General features: G+C 58.7%; 16 protein-coding genes. 11 read left to right on the top strand and 5 right to left on the bottom strand.

Annotation, left to right across the window (positions count from 1 at the left end; all coding sequences use genetic code 11):
- Positions 1 to 6 precede the first annotated feature (6 nt).
- The 5 genes from BJ985_RS10905 (at position 7) to BJ985_RS10885 (ending at position 3,733) form a co-directional block, all read left to right on the top strand.
- Complete coding sequence (locus tag BJ985_RS10905) at positions 7 to 450, top strand: hypothetical protein (protein WP_179387451.1); 444 nt, start codon at positions 7 to 9, stop codon at positions 448 to 450.
- A 42-nt stretch (positions 451 to 492) separates the two neighbouring features.
- A complete protein-coding gene (locus tag BJ985_RS10900; RefSeq protein WP_179387450.1) occupies positions 493 to 1,074 on the top strand; it encodes an ABC transporter ATP-binding protein in 582 nt (193 codons plus the stop codon).
- Positions 1,071 to 2,093: an ABC transporter permease gene (locus tag BJ985_RS10895; RefSeq protein ID WP_179387449.1), complete on the top strand. Its 1,023-nt coding sequence runs from the start codon at positions 1,071 to 1,073 to the stop codon at positions 2,091 to 2,093. Before BJ985_RS10900 ends, BJ985_RS10895 begins: the two co-directional genes overlap by 4 nt.
- A gap of 141 nt (positions 2,094 to 2,234) precedes the next feature.
- Entirely contained in the window at positions 2,235 to 2,612 is a 378-nt protein-coding gene (locus tag BJ985_RS10890; RefSeq protein ID WP_179387448.1) for a GntR family transcriptional regulator, read from the top strand.
- On the top strand, positions 2,609 to 3,733 hold the full coding sequence (locus BJ985_RS10885; RefSeq protein WP_179387447.1) for a DUF5808 domain-containing protein: 1,125 nt from the start codon (positions 2,609 to 2,611) through the stop codon (positions 3,731 to 3,733). The genes BJ985_RS10890 and BJ985_RS10885 overlap by 4 nt, the downstream gene beginning before the upstream one ends.
- A 172-nt stretch (positions 3,734 to 3,905) precedes the next feature.
- Here BJ985_RS10885 and BJ985_RS10880 read toward each other — a convergent pair whose 3' ends face one another.
- Positions 3,906 to 7,337: a pyruvate carboxylase gene (locus tag BJ985_RS10880; protein WP_179387446.1), complete on the bottom strand. Its 3,432-nt coding sequence runs from the start codon at positions 7,335 to 7,337 to the stop codon at positions 3,906 to 3,908.
- A gap of 292 nt (positions 7,338 to 7,629) precedes the next feature.
- Between BJ985_RS10880 and BJ985_RS10875 the strand changes: the two genes are divergently transcribed.
- The 6 genes from BJ985_RS10875 to BJ985_RS10850 all read left to right on the top strand — a co-directional run bounded on the left by BJ985_RS10875 (position 7,630) and on the right by BJ985_RS10850 (position 13,260).
- A complete protein-coding gene (locus BJ985_RS10875; RefSeq protein ID WP_179387445.1) occupies positions 7,630 to 8,070 on the top strand; it encodes a peptidase inhibitor family I36 protein in 441 nt (146 codons plus the stop codon).
- Between the two features lie 70 nt (positions 8,071 to 8,140).
- A complete protein-coding gene (locus BJ985_RS10870) occupies positions 8,141 to 8,836 on the top strand; it encodes an ABC transporter ATP-binding protein (protein WP_179387444.1) in 696 nt (231 codons plus the stop codon).
- Positions 8,837 to 8,882: 46 nt separating this feature from the next.
- Positions 8,883 to 11,225 (top strand): ABC transporter permease, encoded by a 2,343-nt coding sequence (locus BJ985_RS10865; protein WP_179387443.1) that lies wholly within the window; start codon positions 8,883 to 8,885, stop codon positions 11,223 to 11,225.
- A gap of 139 nt (positions 11,226 to 11,364) precedes the next feature.
- The gene (locus BJ985_RS10860; protein WP_179387442.1) at positions 11,365 to 11,733 is read left to right on the top strand and encodes a GntR family transcriptional regulator; all 369 of its coding nucleotides are present in this window, start codon (positions 11,365 to 11,367) and stop codon (positions 11,731 to 11,733) included.
- Positions 11,720 to 12,574 (top strand): ATP-binding cassette domain-containing protein, encoded by an 855-nt coding sequence (locus BJ985_RS10855; RefSeq protein ID WP_179387441.1) that lies wholly within the window; start codon positions 11,720 to 11,722, stop codon positions 12,572 to 12,574. Before BJ985_RS10860 ends, BJ985_RS10855 begins: the two co-directional genes overlap by 14 nt.
- Before the next feature lie 2 nt (positions 12,575 to 12,576).
- On the top strand, positions 12,577 to 13,260 hold the full coding sequence (locus BJ985_RS10850; RefSeq protein ID WP_005326756.1) for a hypothetical protein: 684 nt from the start codon (positions 12,577 to 12,579) through the stop codon (positions 13,258 to 13,260).
- Between the two features lie 116 nt (positions 13,261 to 13,376).
- Here BJ985_RS10850 and BJ985_RS10845 read toward each other — a convergent pair whose 3' ends face one another.
- From BJ985_RS10845 to upp, 4 genes are all read right to left on the bottom strand, one after another.
- Positions 13,377 to 14,804: an NAD(P)H-quinone dehydrogenase gene (locus tag BJ985_RS10845; RefSeq protein ID WP_179387440.1), complete on the bottom strand. Its 1,428-nt coding sequence runs from the start codon at positions 14,802 to 14,804 to the stop codon at positions 13,377 to 13,379.
- Positions 14,805 to 14,874: 70 nt separating this feature from the next.
- Positions 14,875 to 16,065, bottom strand: coding sequence for a M20 family metallopeptidase (locus BJ985_RS10840; RefSeq protein ID WP_179387439.1), 1,191 nt, complete (start codon positions 16,063 to 16,065; stop codon positions 14,875 to 14,877).
- 93 nt (positions 16,066 to 16,158) lie between these two features.
- A complete protein-coding gene (locus BJ985_RS10835; RefSeq protein ID WP_179387438.1) occupies positions 16,159 to 16,533 on the bottom strand; it encodes a helix-turn-helix domain-containing protein in 375 nt (124 codons plus the stop codon).
- A gap of 47 nt (positions 16,534 to 16,580) precedes the next feature.
- Positions 16,581 to 17,216, bottom strand: a complete 636-nt coding sequence (gene upp, locus BJ985_RS10830; protein WP_040424952.1) for a uracil phosphoribosyltransferase — start codon at positions 17,214 to 17,216, stop codon at positions 16,581 to 16,583.
- Positions 17,217 to 17,256 lie beyond the last annotated feature (40 nt).

Raw genomic sequence — 17,256 nt, 5'->3', positions numbered from 1 at the left:
GGAAGAATGACTGATTCTTCTCTCGGCGTGCGCTTGGCCAAGGAAGAGGACCGCGACTATCTGGCGAGCCTCTTCCCTTCTTCTATCGCGGACTGGTCCCCCATCGTGGACGGCGGGGTCATCGCCCTGCCCATGACCGCCAACGAGGACCCCACCGTTGCTCCCCGCGGCGCCGCGCTCCTGCGCTACTACCCCGCCGCCGACAAAGGCCCAGCTTTCTTGGGCGATCCCTCGGCGCACCCGCTTGACGACGCCACCTGGCTCACCCCCTTCGACCCCGAAGACATTCCCGAGCTCATCGTCTCCAGCGATGACCCCGCCGCCCGCGAGTTGCTTATTGCCAACGCCATCGACCTCGCGGCCGAGCAGACTGCCCCCGGCATCTCTTCCGCTGAGCCCTTGCCCGGATTTGAAGAGCTCACCCCCGGTAAGTTCTTCCGCCGCTTCTAGCTCGTCCCTATGCTCGGCCGCCCTCCTGCTAACCTAGCTACGATGCTGAAAATAGATGCAACTTATGGACATTCCACCGCTTTGGGGCAGCTGAGTCGCACCTTCGACGCCGGGCGCGTATACGGCTTGAAGGGCCCCAATGGTGCGGGTAAATCTACGCTGCTGCAGACCTTGAGTGGCGAAATTGCCCCGCTGAAAGGCACCGTCTCCATCGACGGTGCCGCACCCGGCAGCGCAGAGGCCGCCGGCTCCGTCATCGCAGTTGCGGATCCGGTCTTCTTACCCGACCTCACCGTCGGCGAGCACTTCACCCTGCTTTCGCGCCGCTCCGGCGTGGACTTTGCCGAGGTTCATGAACTTTGGGCCATCGACGACGCCATCCTAAACTCCGCGGTAAGCGACCTTTCTTCTGGCCAGCGCCAGCGCGTTTACCTCGCCGCCCAGCTCTATCAGCCGGCCAAGGCCCTGCTTATCGACGAACCCGAGCGCCACCTTGACCACACCTGGACCGCCTTCTTGGCCGAGGAGCTACGCCACCTCGCCGCCGAGGGCCGTTGTGTAGTGCTGGCCTCCCACTCCCCGGCCATCTTCGATGCCTGCGACGAGGTGGTGGAGATTTCATGAAGCTTTTATCCCACGCCTCCTCAGCCCTCTATTACGCCTTCATCGCGGCGCTCATCGCGAGCGTCAGTGTCTACACTTGGCAGAATGCCGCCGAGGTTTTGCCCTCACTTGCGCAGCGCACCGCCGCGGCCTTGCCCGCCACCGCGACCATCGGCGCTGCGTTCGGCTCCCTCGCCCTCCTCGTTCTTCTTGAGGCGCTCTATCCGCTGCGCAGCCTTTCGCTCAGCCGGTGGGTCTATGCGGATAGGCCACGGGGGCGTATGCGGGGCGTCGATAAGCTGTCCATTGCCCAGCTCGCCGGCGTGAGCCTCCTCGGCCTAGCCCTGTGCACGTCACTGCGCCTTCCGCTCTATGCGGCGATGGCCCTCCCCTTGCTGCGCCTAGCGCTCGGCTGGCGTTCCTTCGACCTCGCCTCGCTTCTTCGTGCGGGCCGCACCCGTGCCGTCGGCTCGTCTTCCTTTGGGCTTTTGGATTCTGAGGTTTCTGCCGATGCCATCGCCTCCCAGTCGGCGCGCCTGCGCCCCAGCTCGCGCGCCACGGCGTCGCCCAGCCACCTCTATTTCCGGCGCCTATACCGCCGCTGGTACATCCCGCTCGGCGCGGTAGCTGTCGTCGGCCTCACCCTAGGCCTTGTCCCACAACTCGGCAGCCTGGCGCTCATCGGATTCGCCGCCGCATGGACAATCGTCGGCGCCGCCACCGGCCGCGCCGCATCTTTTGGCCGCATCATCGATGGCGCCTGGCCCGACTGGGGACTTCCCTTGACCGCGACAGCTGGTGCCGCCGTTCTCGGTACCGCCTTCATCGCCGCCGTGTGGAAGCTGCCGATACTCGTACTCGCCGCGTGCTGTTTAGGACTTACCTATGCCTCCTTCAAGCGCTCCCGCCCGGCGCGGGTGACCACCATGAACATCATCGACACCGGTGGCTTCGGCGCTTCGTTCTCCCCCGAAGTCTTCGGTTACTTCCTGCGCGGCGGCTACGGCATTGCGGCCATAGCTGTAATCCTCTTTTTCTAGTCGCCCTGCGCTTTCCCCAGGTACGTCACTTCAATCAGTTGCACATACCTGGGGATTTCTTTTGAGGATAATTCTGTATTACTTCACATAACACAGTTTGTGTTACTATAAGTAATACAGAACAAAGATAGGAGGTGACAGTTGTTTATTAACCTCAACCCCGATTCGGATGTCCCTGTCTTCCAACAAATCCACGATGAATTAGTACTGGCCATAGCTCGCGGCCAGCTCTCTGATGGCGACAAGCTAGACCCCGTCCGCCGCGTCGCCAAAGACATAGGCATCAACCCGGCCACCGTGAAGAAGGCGTACGACCTCTTGGTTTCTGACGGCCTCGTTGAAACCGCCGGCCGCTCCGGCTCCATCGTCAGACCCGGCGCTCACACCGAGGCTCAAGAAAGACAACTAGCTGAGCAATTAGGCCGAGTAGTTGCGCTCGCCCGTGCCCAAGGCTTTAGCCCAGATGAGCTCCACACCCACCTCAGCTCCACTCTTAAACACTTGGAAGTATCGTCATGATTTTCGCCCTCTTAATGGCCGCCACAACTCTCGCAATTACTTGGATTATGGCCAAAGCCCCCTCCCTTGCCTCGCCCGGCACACCGCTCGGTGTGCGCGTGCCAAAGGACTACCTTTCCGATAGTGCAGTTACCTCTGCTCTTGCTGGATACAAGGTCCGTACTTGGGGCTGCGGCATCGCGGCAACAATTCTGTCCCTCTTTGCCTGGAAATTGCCACTCCTCGCCGCCGTACCGTCCCTCTTGGTGACGCTCGGCGGCTTGTGGGCCTACATCTCTCAACGCCGCCGCATCATCGCCGCGAAAAAGGCCGGCGGTTGGTTCGACGAGGTTGAAACCACCATCGCTGCTCGTGTGTCCACCACCGTCAATGGCACACCCGAATTCGAAGGCACCCCCACCCCGACATTTCCGTGGGTAACAATGCTCGCCTCCCTGTTGTGTATCGCGGCCGGTGCCATCATCGTCGCTTCCCACTGGTCCGATATTCCTGACCCCGTTCCAGTGCACTGGAATTCTTCCATGGAGGCGGATAATTGGAGCGAAAAGAATATCGGCAGCGTATTTTCTATCTCCTTCATCGCCTTAGGAACGCTCTTGCTTTTCGCCATCATCTGCTCTTTTATCGCGCATAGTGAGGTATCCCCACGTTCAGAACGCAGCATTAAAGCTCGACTACGCAACGAGGCCAACCTCGCCTTCACGAATACCGGAATGGGAGTTCTCACCCTGCTCGTGTGTGCCGGCATGGCCTTCCTGCAAGTAACCGGCCCTGTACCGCAATTTCAGCGGTTCAACGGCGCCGCCATTATCACGATGTTGGTTCTTACCATCGGTGGCAGCATCGGACTGGTTGCGCTTCTTCTCTACAAGCAATCTCAATTATCCGAGCAACTGCGTGGAATCCGCTTTGCCGATGAAGACAAAGAATCACCGGACAATGACCACCTCTATAAATGGGGCGTTATGTACTACAACCCGGAGGATCCGGCGGTACTAGTGGATAAGCGCTTCGGCACAGGCGTGTCGTTCAACTTCGCCCGCTGGCAGGCCAAGGCATTCCTCATCATCACGCTTCTGGTTCTGGTCGGCTCAATAGCGCTACCTTTCCTACTAGGCTGAAAATTTTAGCCCTCCCCGCTGAATCAAGATTTTCGTCCATATAAACCACCAAAACCGTCGACGAAATCGGTGGTTTATATGGACGAAAATCGCGAAAAGCCGCCTGCAGACAGCACAGCGCCCCGCTTCCTGGAGGATTGCGCGAAGGAAGCGGGGCGCTGGCGTCATTCAGTTAGTTGATAACGGCGATAAGGTCGCCGCCTTCCACCTTGGTGGCCTGGCCGATGGCCACGCGCTCGACCACGCCATCCTTGGTGGCGGAGATGGAGGCTTCCATCTTCATTGCTTCGATGACGGCGATCTGGTCGCCAGCCTTAACCTCGTCGCCAGGCTTGGCGGTGGGGTTGACCACGCCGGCGAATGGTGCGGCGACGTGTCCCTCGTTGGAGGGGTCGGCCTTTTCTACGGTAGCGACCGTGGATTCGGCGTTCTCGTCGCGCACCTTCATCGGGCGAATCTGGCCGTTGACGTTGAGAACCACGTTACGCATGCCCTTTTCGTCCGGCTCACCCACGGCGTCGAGGCGCACCACGACCTGCTTGAGGTCGGCGCGATCGGTGGAGTCCTCTGGGAAGTAGTGGACGACCTTTTCTTCGCCTTCGGTAAGACCATAGAAGAAGGTGGTATCCGTCAATGCTTCCGTGTTGCCGTACTTGCGGCGGAACTCGTTGAATTCCTCGAACTGCTTGGGGAATAGCAGGCGGTTCAGGCTGGCGCGGCGCTCATCCGAGTTATCGGATTCCAGATGCGGCTGTTCTTCCGCAGGGACCTCGCTCACCTGGGCGCCGGTTTCCTCGCGGCCATCGAGCACCTTATCGCGCAGCTCTGGCCAACCGCCCGGAGGGGTACCGAGCTGGCCGCGGAGGAACTGGTTGACCGAGTCCGGAATATCGAACTTGGTCGGGTTAGCAGCGAAGTCCGCAGGGTCTACGCCTGCACCGACAAGGTGAAGGGCGAGGTCGCCCACAACCTTGGAAGATGGGGTGACCTTGGTCGGGCGGCCCAGCATCTCATTGACGGCTGCATAGGTGTCCTCGATGACCTCGAAGCGGTCCGCCAAGCCAAGGGCAGCGGCTTGGGCACGCAGGTTGGACAGCTGGCCGCCTGGAATTTCGTGCTTATACACGCGACCGGTCGGGCCAGGGATACCGTTCTCAAACGGGGCGTAGAGCTGACGCACGGCCTCCCAGTAGGGCTCGAGATCCGATACGGCCTGCAGGTCGATGCCGGTATCGCGCTTGGACTGAGAGAATGCTGCAATGAGGGCGGACAGCGACGGCTGCGAGGTGGTACCGGCCAACGGCGCGGAGGCGCCGTCGACGATGTCGGCACCGGACAAGGCGGCCGCATAGTAGGTTGCCATCTGGCCGCCCGCGGTATCGTGCGTGTGCACGTGCACCGGCAGGTCGAATTCCTTGCGCAGCGCCATAACCAGCTTGGAAGCGGCCTCAGGGCGGAGCAGACCGGCCATATCCTTGATGGCAAGGATATGGGCTCCGGACTCTACAATCTGCTCGGCCAGCTTGAGGTAGTAATCCAGCGTGTACAGGTTCTCCTTCGGTGACGAAAGATCACCGGAGTACGCCATGGCCACCTCAGCCACGGTGGTATTGGTCTCGAGTACGGCATCGATGGCGGGGCGCATCTGGGAGACGTCGTTAAGAGCATCAAAGATGCGGAAGACGTCCACGCCGGACTTGGCTGCTTCCTGGACAAAGCCGCGGCAGACCGAGTCTGGGTACGGGGTATAGCCCACAGTATTGCGTCCGCGCAGGAGCATCTGGATGTTCTGGTTCGGCATAGCCTCGCGCAGCATGTCCAAGCGGACCCATGGGTCCTCGTGAAGGAAGCGCATGGCGACGTCATAAGTTGCACCACCCCATGCCTCGACCGAGAACAGGTTCGGGGTCATGCGGGCTACGGCTTCGGCTGCAGAAACCAGGGCGGTACTACGCACGCGGGTAGCCAGCAGGGACTGGTGGGCGTCGCGGAAGGTGGTATCCGTAACCATCAGCGCATTCTGCTGACGGATCTTCTCCGCCCACTTTTGCGGACCAAACTCGAGCAGGTCATCTCGGGAACCGCGCGAGAGCGGCTCGGAAAGGTCCAGCTCGGGGAGCTTATCAAAGGGGCGCAGTGCCGTAGGGCGAACACCGTTGGGCTTATTAACGGTGGTTTCCGCGATGTACTCGAGGATTCGACCAGACTCATCGACTGCCGGCGGAGCCTTGAGCAGATGCGGGTGTGCATTGATGAATCCGGTGTCCACGCGGGTCTGAGTGAAGTCCGGCTCGCGCAGCAGGGCGCGCAGGAAGCCGATATTGGTGGCCACGCCGGAGACGGTGAACTCGTTGAGCGCACGCTGGGCGCGCTGCACGGCCTGCTCGAAAGTGACGCCGCGGCAGGTCATCTTCACCAGCAGGGAGTCGAAGTTCGGCGATACTTCTGCGCCCACGGAGGTTGCACCATCCAAGCGCACGCCAGCGCCGCCCGGCGAACGATACGCAGTCAGCGTGCCGGTATCCGGACGGAAACCGTTATTAGGGTCCTCGGTGGTAATGCGGCACTGCAGAGCAGACCCGGTAATGGAAATCTTGTCCTGAGCGAGGTGAATATCTTCCAGCGAAGCGCCGGCCGCGATATTCATCTGGGCCTTGACGATATCTACGCCGGTAATTTCCTCGGTCACGGTGTGCTCCACCTGCACACGCGGGTTCATCTCAATGAAGACGTGATTGCCGCGCTCATCGACGAGGAATTCCACGGTGCCCGCGCCCTCGTAATTAATGTGCTCACAGAACTTCACCGCATCCTGGCAGATGCGGTCACGCAGCTCGGAATCCAGCGACGGCGCCGGCGCAATCTCGACCACCTTCTGGTGGCGGCGCTGCACCGAGCAGTCACGCTCGAAGAGGTGCACCACATTGCCCTGGCTATCGGCCAGAATTTGTACCTCGATGTGCTGTGGTTTGATGACCGCGGTCTCTAGGTACACACTGCCGTCACCGAACGCCGCCTCCGCCTCGCGCGAAGCCTCGGCCGCCTTTTCGCGCAGCTGATCCTCAGATTCCACGAAGCGCATGCCGCGCCCGCCGCCACCGGCGACAGCCTTAACGAAGACAGGGAAGTTAAAGTCCTTGGAATATTCGACCAGCTTATCGACGTCCGTCGATGGCTCCGAGTCCTGCAACGTCGGCAACCCAGCTTCCTTCGCCGCACTAACCGCAGCCGCCTTATCGCCGGTGAGATCCAAGGTCGCTGGGGTTGGGCCAATGAACTTAATGCCATTGTCCTCACACGCACGGGCTAAATCTGCGCGCTCCGAAAGGAATCCGTAGCCGGGGTAAATGGCATCCGCTTCGGCCTTCTTGGCGGCGCGGATAATCTCATCAATGTCCAAGTATGCCTTGACCGGCTGCCCCTCGGCGCCGATGCGGACGGCCTCATCCGCGAAGGCGCGGTGGAAGGAGTTTCGGTCTTCGCGAGGATAGACCGCGACGGTCTTTGCCCCGGTCTCGAAGGCAGCACGGAATGCACGCACGGCGATTTCGCCACGGTTGGCTACCAGAATCTTTTTGAACGATGGAAGCGCGGGATTAGCCACTTCTGTGTTCCTTTCAACTCGGAAGGTACTGCGATACAGCACCTCCTCTTGGGTGATCCGTATCTCAGTTTAGAGATCGAAACCTTCCTTGTCTGCCCATTTTCAAGCGGAGTTTGCCACACTATCCAGCGCTTAAACCGTTGAATGGGTGGTTTCTGCAGTCCGACCAGTAATAACAGGGTTAGCCGGTCTGTAAATCTTGCAAATTTTCGCCTCAGCAAAATATACAGCGGGGACACCCTTGGATTCACTAAGTGTTCATTTTCACTTCATACTAATTTTTCTTTAATTAATGCATATTTATATGCAAGGTGTTACTTTCGTTTTGCGCACCCAGCGCACGTCCCGCCAATCTCTAACAAGGAGAGAAAATGAGAATAAAAAACTCGCTACAGCCAGCGTAGCTATCGCAGCACTGAGCGGAATCGCTGTACCAGCAGCCAGTGCCTCCGCAGGTGAATGCAGTGGAGGCCTTGTGTGCATTTTCAACGAAGCTAACTTCAGCGGATTCCTAGGTTCCCGGGGCCCTGGAATCGGAATCATGAACGTTTCGCGCAACGCCAATGACAAGATGTCATCGTGGATCAATAACACTGGAGGCCATGCTGCTTGGTACCAGCACGCCAATGGTGGCGGCAAGTGTCACACCATGACTCCATTTTCCAATAACAATTATGTGGGCTGGTGGAGCAACGACACCCTTACCTCGTGGCGCACTAATCGGGGCTGCTAAGTAGACATCCGTTAGCTGGGAAGAAGGATGACAATCATCTTTCTTCCCAGCTTCAATATTTCAGAACTAAATGACCCAAATTCACATTCACCAAGTTCATAAAACACTCGGCGTTGGCCCTAAGGCGACTCACGCACTCAAGGGAGTTTCATTAAAAGCCGCACAGGGAGACTTCATTGCAATCTCCGGCAAAAGCGGTTCAGGGAAAACCACTTTTTTGGACATGCTTTCTGGCTTAATCTCCATCGACTCGGGCTCGGTCACGGTTAGCGGGGTCAAAGTAGATACCGCTTCCGAAAAAGACTTGCTTCGTCTGCGCAGGGAGATTATTGGCATTGTCCACCAATCCGATCTCATCATTCCTGAGCTGACCGCCGCCGAAAACGTGCAACTCGTCCTATCAGCAGCAGGATACAAGCCTGTAGATTCTCGAACGGCGGCTGAATCCCTCTTAGAACAAGTAGGTCTCGAGGGACTAGAGACCCGATATCCCGACGAATTGTCCCGCGGCCAATGCCAGCGGGTCGGTATTGCCCGTGCGTTGAGCGGAAACCGGTCGATCCTACTAGCAGACGAGCCTTCTGCCGCTTTGGATCAACAAAACTCGCGAAGCGTGTTTGCACTGTTTAGAAAACTCGCCAGTCAGGGAACAACCATCATCACTGCTTCCCATGACCCGATCGTTCTGGACTATTGCACCCGATCTTTCACCCTGATCGATGGTCTTCTGCACAATGCAGAGGAGGCGGAGGAATCACTTGGTTAGCCAACTTCTATCCAAAATCATTAAAGGACAGCCCAAAGTGCGTCTCATGTACGCACTAGCAGCTCTCAGCATTCTCCTCCTTGCCGCTACGGCCACGAGTGCGATGCTTATGACAATGTCCGCCGAACAACACGTTGCATCGAACCTAGGCGATAACCACCAGCGAGCAGACGCGCCCTGTTCACTTTCCTTAGGCGACAATGTCGACGATTGCCTATCCGCACCGTCAGATCCCAAGCGGTTCTCCCGTGAACTTGTATCGCAAGACTTCTACGTGGATACTGACCCCGATCACCGAATGACATATTCGGAGGGTGATTGGAAAAGCCAAGGGCCCAGCTACGGTTTAACTTTGGAATCAGGTCGGTGGCCAACCTCTCCGGGGGAAATTATCGCAACCACAGCTAGCGGTCTTTCCGAGGAATCAGGGGTCAGTGCCTTTAGTAGCAACCTGGAGATTAACGTGGTCGGCACCGTTACCAGTAAATATGTGCCGACCGCAACCGCCGTGTACGCAGCGCCTGGCACATGGGATCTCAGCACCACTCCTTCATCCCCATCTAGTGCTGGGGCGCGCCCAATGCTTTTAGATAACCAGTCTTCGGACCAAGAAGAACTAGAAAAGACAATGGATCGCATTGCTCACGTAGACAATGCCGAGTTCAGCGCCAGAGAAGCAGTGAAACTGTCCTACCTCTCAAGGCAATCGCTGGAGAATCAGCCTCCCAAAAGCCTTCTTGATGAATACTCGTTTTTCTTCGGAATTTTTGCGTTTCTCTTACCTCTATTTTTCTCAGCCTTCCTAACTGCCATGCAAAGGCGCGCGCTCGAAGCCCCGGCCAACGCTCTACATCAACTCGGAATATCCAGGAAGAAGTTGTGGGCTATCTTCCACGTACAGATCCTTTTTCTAGTCCTTTCAATTTCAGTGTGCGCTATTGTCACCGGTACGCTTTTCCCTCACCTCTTTAGAACCCATCTAGCAGAGTTGGGGTCCGTGCCTGGGCGGGATTTCGTCCTCCCCTGGAAATGGTGCGGGTTGCTTTTAGTGTCCGCTTTACTTCCCCCGATCTTCAGCGCACTGACAACTGCATTACCGATCCGGTTCCAAAATCCCCAAACTGCGGAACATCAACTTTCTGCTAAATGGAAGCGGGCTTCAGCCGGGGCTATCCCAGCACTGTGCGCCATAGCACTAGCAACCGTATTGTTCGCTGGGGTAGTCGGGCCGGAAATTTTCACAACTCTTGCTCCAATCCCTACGTTAGCGCTCGCGATAGCGTTGACGCTCGCTGTAACTATTTCTATTAAAAGCGATTCCCCAACGTCACCGAGTCACCTGGCCCGTCGCTTTCTAAGTTCGCACCGTTTTCTCCCGCTAATTGGAGTAGCCCTATTGTCCAGTACAGCAGGGATAGCAATCTTCAGCAGCAACCTGGCCGCTAGTATGACTGCCTCAGAAGCTGAATCCTACGCACCAATTGTCGCACCCGACCAAGCAATCTTGACCCTGCCAGATGAAATGGATTCTGCGAGAGAATCTGCACAGAATTCATTAGTATCCCAAGGTGACTTGCCCGAACCCATTTCTGCACAGCAGCTTTCCGCAGGATTGCCGATGACTCCTGATGTATCGGGAACTTTTGGCATTCTTTCCGTCCAGGATGCCAAGAGTTGGGAGAAGCTCACGGACGAAAAGCTTACTTCCGACGAAAGGCAAACCCTGGAAAGCGGTGGTGTTCTTGTCCGCGACAAGAAACTTATGGATGCCTCTCACACACAGATCACCGATTCAAACGAAAAGTCGCACACGCTCGAGGCCCAAGAGGGTTCTTTTGGAAACTATTGGGAGAAACAAGTCGGCGGTGTGGTGCTAAACAGCACCGCACAAAGTCTTGAAATTCCTAGCATTTCAACCCAATGGATATTCGACGGCTTATCCGCCCAAAAGGCAGAACGAGTGCCAGAAATCGCTAACCATCTTGGTATACCACCTGAGGATATCCAGCTTTCCAAAGGCTACGAAACCGAGACCCCCTTATCGTTCTATATCAGCCTTACAGCAGCTCTGCTTTCTGCAATCGCCATATCTTTTGCGATTGCGCGCGGCCTAAATACCAGTATGAACACACTGCACACCACCTTTTTCCACTTGGGTCTTCGCCGTGATTGGAGCTTCAAATCGTTTTCGTGGGCCATAGCGATTATCTGCCTGAGTTCCCTAATCATCGGAGTCTTCAGCGGTCTCGCCCCGTTAGCAGCATATAGCTTCTTGCTCGGTGATGGCTTTCTGTTCGCAGTCGATTGGAACGCAATAGGCTTCACCATCACTTCAGTCCTAGCGGGCACCCTAATCGGAGCATTCATTCAACAAAGACGCCTTCACTAGCCCTAAACACCACTCCACTCGGCCCGCGGTCACAAATCATGTTGATCGCGGGCCCCTTTCGCTATATGGTTACCCACATAGGTGGTAAACCCATACACCACGGAAGGAATCACATGCCGCATGCACGAGAGGCCGCACCATGAGCGATACCCGGCCCATTTATCAGCAACTAGCAGGAGGGATCAGGGACATGATCATTTCCGGTGAGCTCGCCGAGGGCGAACGCGCCCCCAGCACCAATGAGCTTTCGGCTTTCCACTCCGTTAACCCAACTACCTCCGCAAAGGCTCTAACCGTCCTCTTCGAGGAGGGCCTGTTGGAAAAGCGTCGCGGCCTGGGCATGTTTGTGCGCGAAGGCGCGCGCAACAAGGTCCGCCACCAACGCCAAGAAGCCCTTAGGGAAGATTTCATCGTTCCGCTTCTCAAGGAAGGAGCCGCGCTGGGCTTAAGCGCCAGCGATATTGCCGACCTGATTGAAGCCGAAGGAGACCATCATGACGCACCTTAAAATGCACAATGTCAGCTGCAAGCGCCGCTTGCACGTGCCACACCTGGAGCTCACCGCCGGCATGTATGGGCTTATCGGCCCCAATGGCGCGGGCAAGACCACGCTCCTGCGCACAGTGGCCGGGTTCCTGCCTGCCAAAGGCTGCATCGATACCTCGCAGGTGGCGATTGCACGCACCGGCGCCGATATCTTGCTCGCCGGTTCCACCGTGGCCCAGCACCTGCGCGCCGCACAGCATGTGCGCGAGGGATTCGACGTGGGGTATGCGGAGGAGCTGTTGGATAAGGTGGGCGTCGCTAAGCGCAGCAAGAACCGCACCTTGAGCACCGGCCAGCGCCAACTGGTTGCCTGTGCCACTGCCCTGGCTGCGCGCACGCCGGTCACCCTCCTCGATGAGCCTTTCAACGGCTTGGACGCGCCAACGCGCACGCGCCTGCGCGAACTCATTATCGCCCACGCCTCCGGCACCCCGGACTGGCTGCTGGTGCTTTCTTCTCACCGCGCAGAAGACCTCGTCGGCCTGGTTGACCACGTCATTACCGTGCACGACGGCACGGTCAATAAACCCACCGACCTGGAATCCCAACGGCCGCACTACCCCGTGCTTAGCGGCAGCACCAAGGACGTGGAGCAAGCACTCGCGCTTGCCGACGCCCTCCCCCTCCACCGTTCCTCCCTCGGTTCCACCTCCAAGGTGCACGCCTGGTGCCCGGCCCCGTTCCCTGCCGATACCGCAGCCGCCGCCCAGGTCACCGTCTCCTACCTCGACGACGGCCAACTCATTGATTCCCTTGTCTCCCGCGCCCACGAATCCGCCCGCACCCCACAAGAGGAGTCCTAGCCATGCAGACACTCAAGACCTTTAATCTCAACGCCACCAAGGCGCTCACCGTCATAAGCATCATCGTCGTGTTGCTGTGGGTTCTCCCGTATGCCGTCCCCAGTGATCCTTCTACCCTCGGTGCCAATCCGACCGGCTGGGGAATATTCGCAGTCTTCATGTGGGGACTCTACTGTGCCTTCGCCGCAACCGAATACCGTTCCTTGCGCGGCCTAGGGATGCACCCCCGGCAATGGCTTACCAGCATGCACGCGACTCTGTGGTTAGCCGCGCTCATTTTTGGTGCCGTCGCTTGGACCGCTTACTACATCGCGCTGCAATCGGGTGCGTACGCGAATTCTTCGTGGGCAATCACCCCCGGCACAGTCGAAGCCAGCCTTCCGTTTTGCTACGCGGCAACCTTCGGTAGCTTCGCCTGTGGCCACCTCATAACCGGATACGTTGGCGCACTCATCGGTGTGGTGGTCAGTAGCGCAAACCAAAGCTCCCTGTTTGTTCGGCTGCTACTTATCGCCGGCATCATCATTGGTCTATTCCTAGCGGATGGCATTCTCATCACGCTCGTAGAATCATTTGGAGCTGCAGAAATCGGCGCACCCTGGCCCGGCATGTTCTTCTTCGCTGGTTTAGCTGCCCTGATCTGCACCGCAGCAATTCACCTGCTCGCGCGGCGCATCCAGCCTTAACCTGCCCCGGTGTTAAATGCACCAATTCCCCCGGCCTCCAAGAAGACTGCAGTCTCTTGAGCCGGGGGAATTCTTGTCATACGCTGCTGCTGTACTAGTGGCGGAAACGGTGTGGTTTACTCCAGATCGTCGTGGGCAACGAGGCGTCGAGCAGCCTCGGTGATGGTGCCCGACAGGGACGGGTATACGGCGAAGGAGTCGGCCAGCTGGTTCACGGTGAGCTGATTGGTCACGGCCATGGCGATGGGCAGGATGAGCTCGGAGGCGGTCGGCGCGACGATGACGCCGCCAATAACTCGTCCGGAGGTGGCGCGGCAGAAGAGCTTGACAAAGCCGTGCTGCAGCGAGCGCATCTTGGCGCGCGGGTTGGTATTAAGCGGCATGGTGATGGTGCGGGCGGCTACCTCGCCTGCCTCGATTTCTGCCTGGGTAAAGCCTACGGCAGCGATCTCTGGGCGGGTGAACACGGCGTTGGCCACGGTCTTCAGACGCAGCGGAGAAACACCCTCACCCAGCGCGTGGTACATGGCCACGCGGCCCTGCATGGCGGCGACGGAAGCCAGCGGGAAGAGGTCGGAGCAGTCGCCAGCGGCGTAGATGCCGGCGATATTGGTGCGGGAGACGCGGTCGACCTGAATGTGGCCGGACTTGGCGGTTTCTACGCCCACGTTCTCCAGCTTCAAGTCCTGAGTATTCGGGATGGAGCCGATAGACATAATGACATGGGAACCGGTAATCTCGCGGCCGTCCTGAGTGGTCACCAGCACGTTGCCGTCCTCAGTGCGGTTGACGGTTTCCACGCGGCAGTTCTTTTCCAGCTCAACGCCGCGCTCGCTAAGCACGGTCTCGAGGACGTCGGCCGCGTCGGCGTCGTCATGCGGCAAAATGCGGTCACGGGAGGCAACCATGGTGACCTTAACGCCTAGCTCCGCAAAGGCAGAGACGAACTCCGCACCGGTCACACCAGAACCGACGACGATGAGGTGCTCCGGCAGCTCGGTGAGGTTATAAACCTGCTGCCAGGTAAGGATGCGCTCACCATCCGGCTGAGCGCCAGGGAGAATGCGAGGGGTGGCGCCGGTAGCTACCAAGACGAGGTCTGCGTTAATGGTTTCTTCGTGGCCGTCCTCGTTGAATACGGCAGTGACCTTATGGCCGCCGAAGGCATCGGCTTCCTGATCCTCTGGGAAGTAGCCGCGGCCATCGATAACGCGGGCGCCCAAGGATTCCACGGTGGCGCGAATATCGGAAGACTGCTTGCTTGCCAGGTCCTGCACACGCTTATTCAGTGCGGTTAGGGATAGATCGGCTTGGCCAATGCCCTGGTTAAGTTCCATATCCTCGGCACGGCGCAGGTCGGTCTTAATATTGGCGCCGGCGATAAAGGACTTGGAAGGAACGCAGTCCAAGATAACGCTGTTACCACCCATGCCCTGGTCTTCAATAATGGTGATTTCTGCACCATATTTAGCACCTGCCAACGCGGCCTCATAGCCTGCCGGGCCACCGCCGATAATGACGATTCGCTTGGTCTGGTTCAACACGCACTCGCTCCTTAATAGGCTCCACAGTAAAAGTCGCCTACGAGTTTAACGTGTAGAACCTTTCAGCGCGTTAGTTTGTCTCCGCATTCTCCCCTATGAACTGCTCAACCACGGCGCCGAAGAGCTTGATGCCCACGCCAATAGCCCGCTCGTCCACGATGAGATCGCCCATGTGCAGGTCATGCTGTTCGCCCTCGCCGGACCAGCAGCCAAGCCGCGCCATGGAACCGGGGACCTTTTCCAGGTACCAGGAAAAGTCCTCGCCGCCGGAGGACTGCGGGGCTTGCACGACGGCCTGCGGGTCGATGGATTGGGCGGCGGAGGCAAGCAGGGCGGTTGCGACGTCGTCGTTAAGCACCGGCGGAACGCCGCGGTTATAGGTCAGCTCGTGCTCTACGCCTACCGGCGCGAGGATCTGTTCCACCAGCTCGGTAAAGAGGCTTTGCATATCGCGCCAGATGCCAATATCGGCCGTGCGCATGGTGCCGGTTAGGCTGCCAGTCTCCGGAATGGCGTTCGGGGCGTAGCCGGAATTGACCTGGCCAAAGACCAAAACGGTGCCGGTACGCGGGTCAACGCGGCGCGAGAGCAGCGCAGGCAGTTCGGTAATGACCTTTCCTAGGGCATACACAACGTCGGCCGACAGGTGCGGCCGGGAGGTATGCCCGCCTGGGCCCTTGATATTGAGCTCCACCACGTCGGTAGCAGACGTGATAGCCCCGGCGCGGATACCGATGCGTCCCACGCGCAGCTTGGGCTCGGCGTGGATGGCAAAAATGGAATGCACACCTTCCAGCGCGCCCCATTCAATAACGTCGGTCGCACCGCCTACCCACACCTCTTCGGCCGGCTGGAAGATGACGCGAATTCCCAGCGGCAGGTCGTGGACACGCTGAAAATCCGCCAATGCGCAGGCCAGGCCGAGCGCCACGGTCGTATGCACATCGTGGCCGCAAGCATGCATCGTGCCGGGCACCTCGGAGGTATATTCCAGGCCGGTGACCTCGGTGACTGGCAGGGCATCGATATCGGCGCGGAAGGCCAGCCGCCCTAGCTCCGCATCGGGGCCAATGTCGACCATAAGACCCGTGTGTGGGAAACGCTGTGGCTCCAGACCATAGTCCTGCAGGATAGAGGCGAGAAAGTTGGTGGTTTCTACCTCTTGGTTCGCAGTTTCCGGGTGGCGGTGGATATGGCGCCGCCACGCGATGACCTCCGCACGGTGGGCATTAAACCACTCGTTGATGAATTCCGAGATCATCCGCGTGCCTTCCCTGTCATTGAAATACGTCTGGGTGCAAAGTCTACAACTAGACCATGCGGTTCAGTAACTCAGGTGGTGATGCGGGGTGCTCTAGCTCAGGGCACCATTCCACGTGGCGGCAAACCGACGCCGGTCCACATAGCCTTGCGGGAAGGGCGCGACGTCCTCGGCGGCGGCCACCGCGGAATCGGTCAAATGCCCTTCCACCACGTCCCCACCAGCCGGCAGCAACACCGCTGGCGGGATTTCTAGGGCCAAGGCCAGCTTATATACCGTAGACAGCTGCGGATCGGCCATGGCGTGCACGCCATTCTCGTTGCGCTCCAGATTGGAAATTTGGCTGCGAGAGACCCCAGAAATCTCCGCCAGCGCCTGCTGCGAAATCCCCCGACGCTGTCGCACCCGCCGCAATTGTTGCGAAAATCCGTGGCCGTAGCTCGACCACATTAGATGAATGAAACTCATATTCTCCCCCTGGAAAGTGCGGTCGCCTTTCCAGGGAGAAGATTACCTTAAAGGTCGATATTGCGCGGACCGTAGAGGCGGTCGCCGGCATCGCCCAAGCCTGGAACGATATAAGCATCCTCGTTGAGCGAAGGATCGATAGCGGCGGTGACTAGGCGCACCGGCAGACCGGATTCAGCCAGCGCATCCACACCCGGCTGCGCCGAGACCATGCAGATGGCGGTGATATCGGTGGCGCCACGATCTGCAAGCAGGCGCAACGCGTGCAGCAGGGAACCACCGGTGGCCAGCATTGGATCCACCACGAACACCGTGCGGCCGGTCAGGTCCTCCGGCAGTGCCTCCAGGTAGGGCACTGGCTCGTGCGTCTCTTCGTTGCGCGCCATGCCGATGAAGCCGACCTGTGCATCCGGAATCATAGACAGGGCCGGGTCCACCATGCCCAGCCCGGCGCGGATGATCGGCACGATGATGGGCGGGTCCTGCAGGCGGGTGCCCTGTGCGGTAGAAACCGGGGTGGCGCAGTCGAAGTTCTCCACGGCAAGGTCGCGGGATGCTTCATAGACAAGCATGGCGCCCAAGTCTTTCAGGGCGGCGCGGAAAGCGGAGTTATCGCTGCGCGCATCGCGCATGAGGGTAAGGCGGGAGGCGGCAAGCGGGTGGTCTACTACGTGGATGTCCATGACCACCACTTTAAACTTTTTGGGAACCAAATGGGCCATC

Origin of the sequence: Corynebacterium tuberculostearicum, assembly GCF_013408445.1 — a bacterium.
In the GTDB taxonomy this organism is placed as follows: Bacteria; Actinomycetota; Actinomycetes; order Mycobacteriales; family Mycobacteriaceae; genus Corynebacterium; species Corynebacterium tuberculostearicum.
The sequence above is the reverse complement of the archived record's forward strand: the minus strand, read 5'-3'. Positions and strand labels throughout refer to the sequence as shown.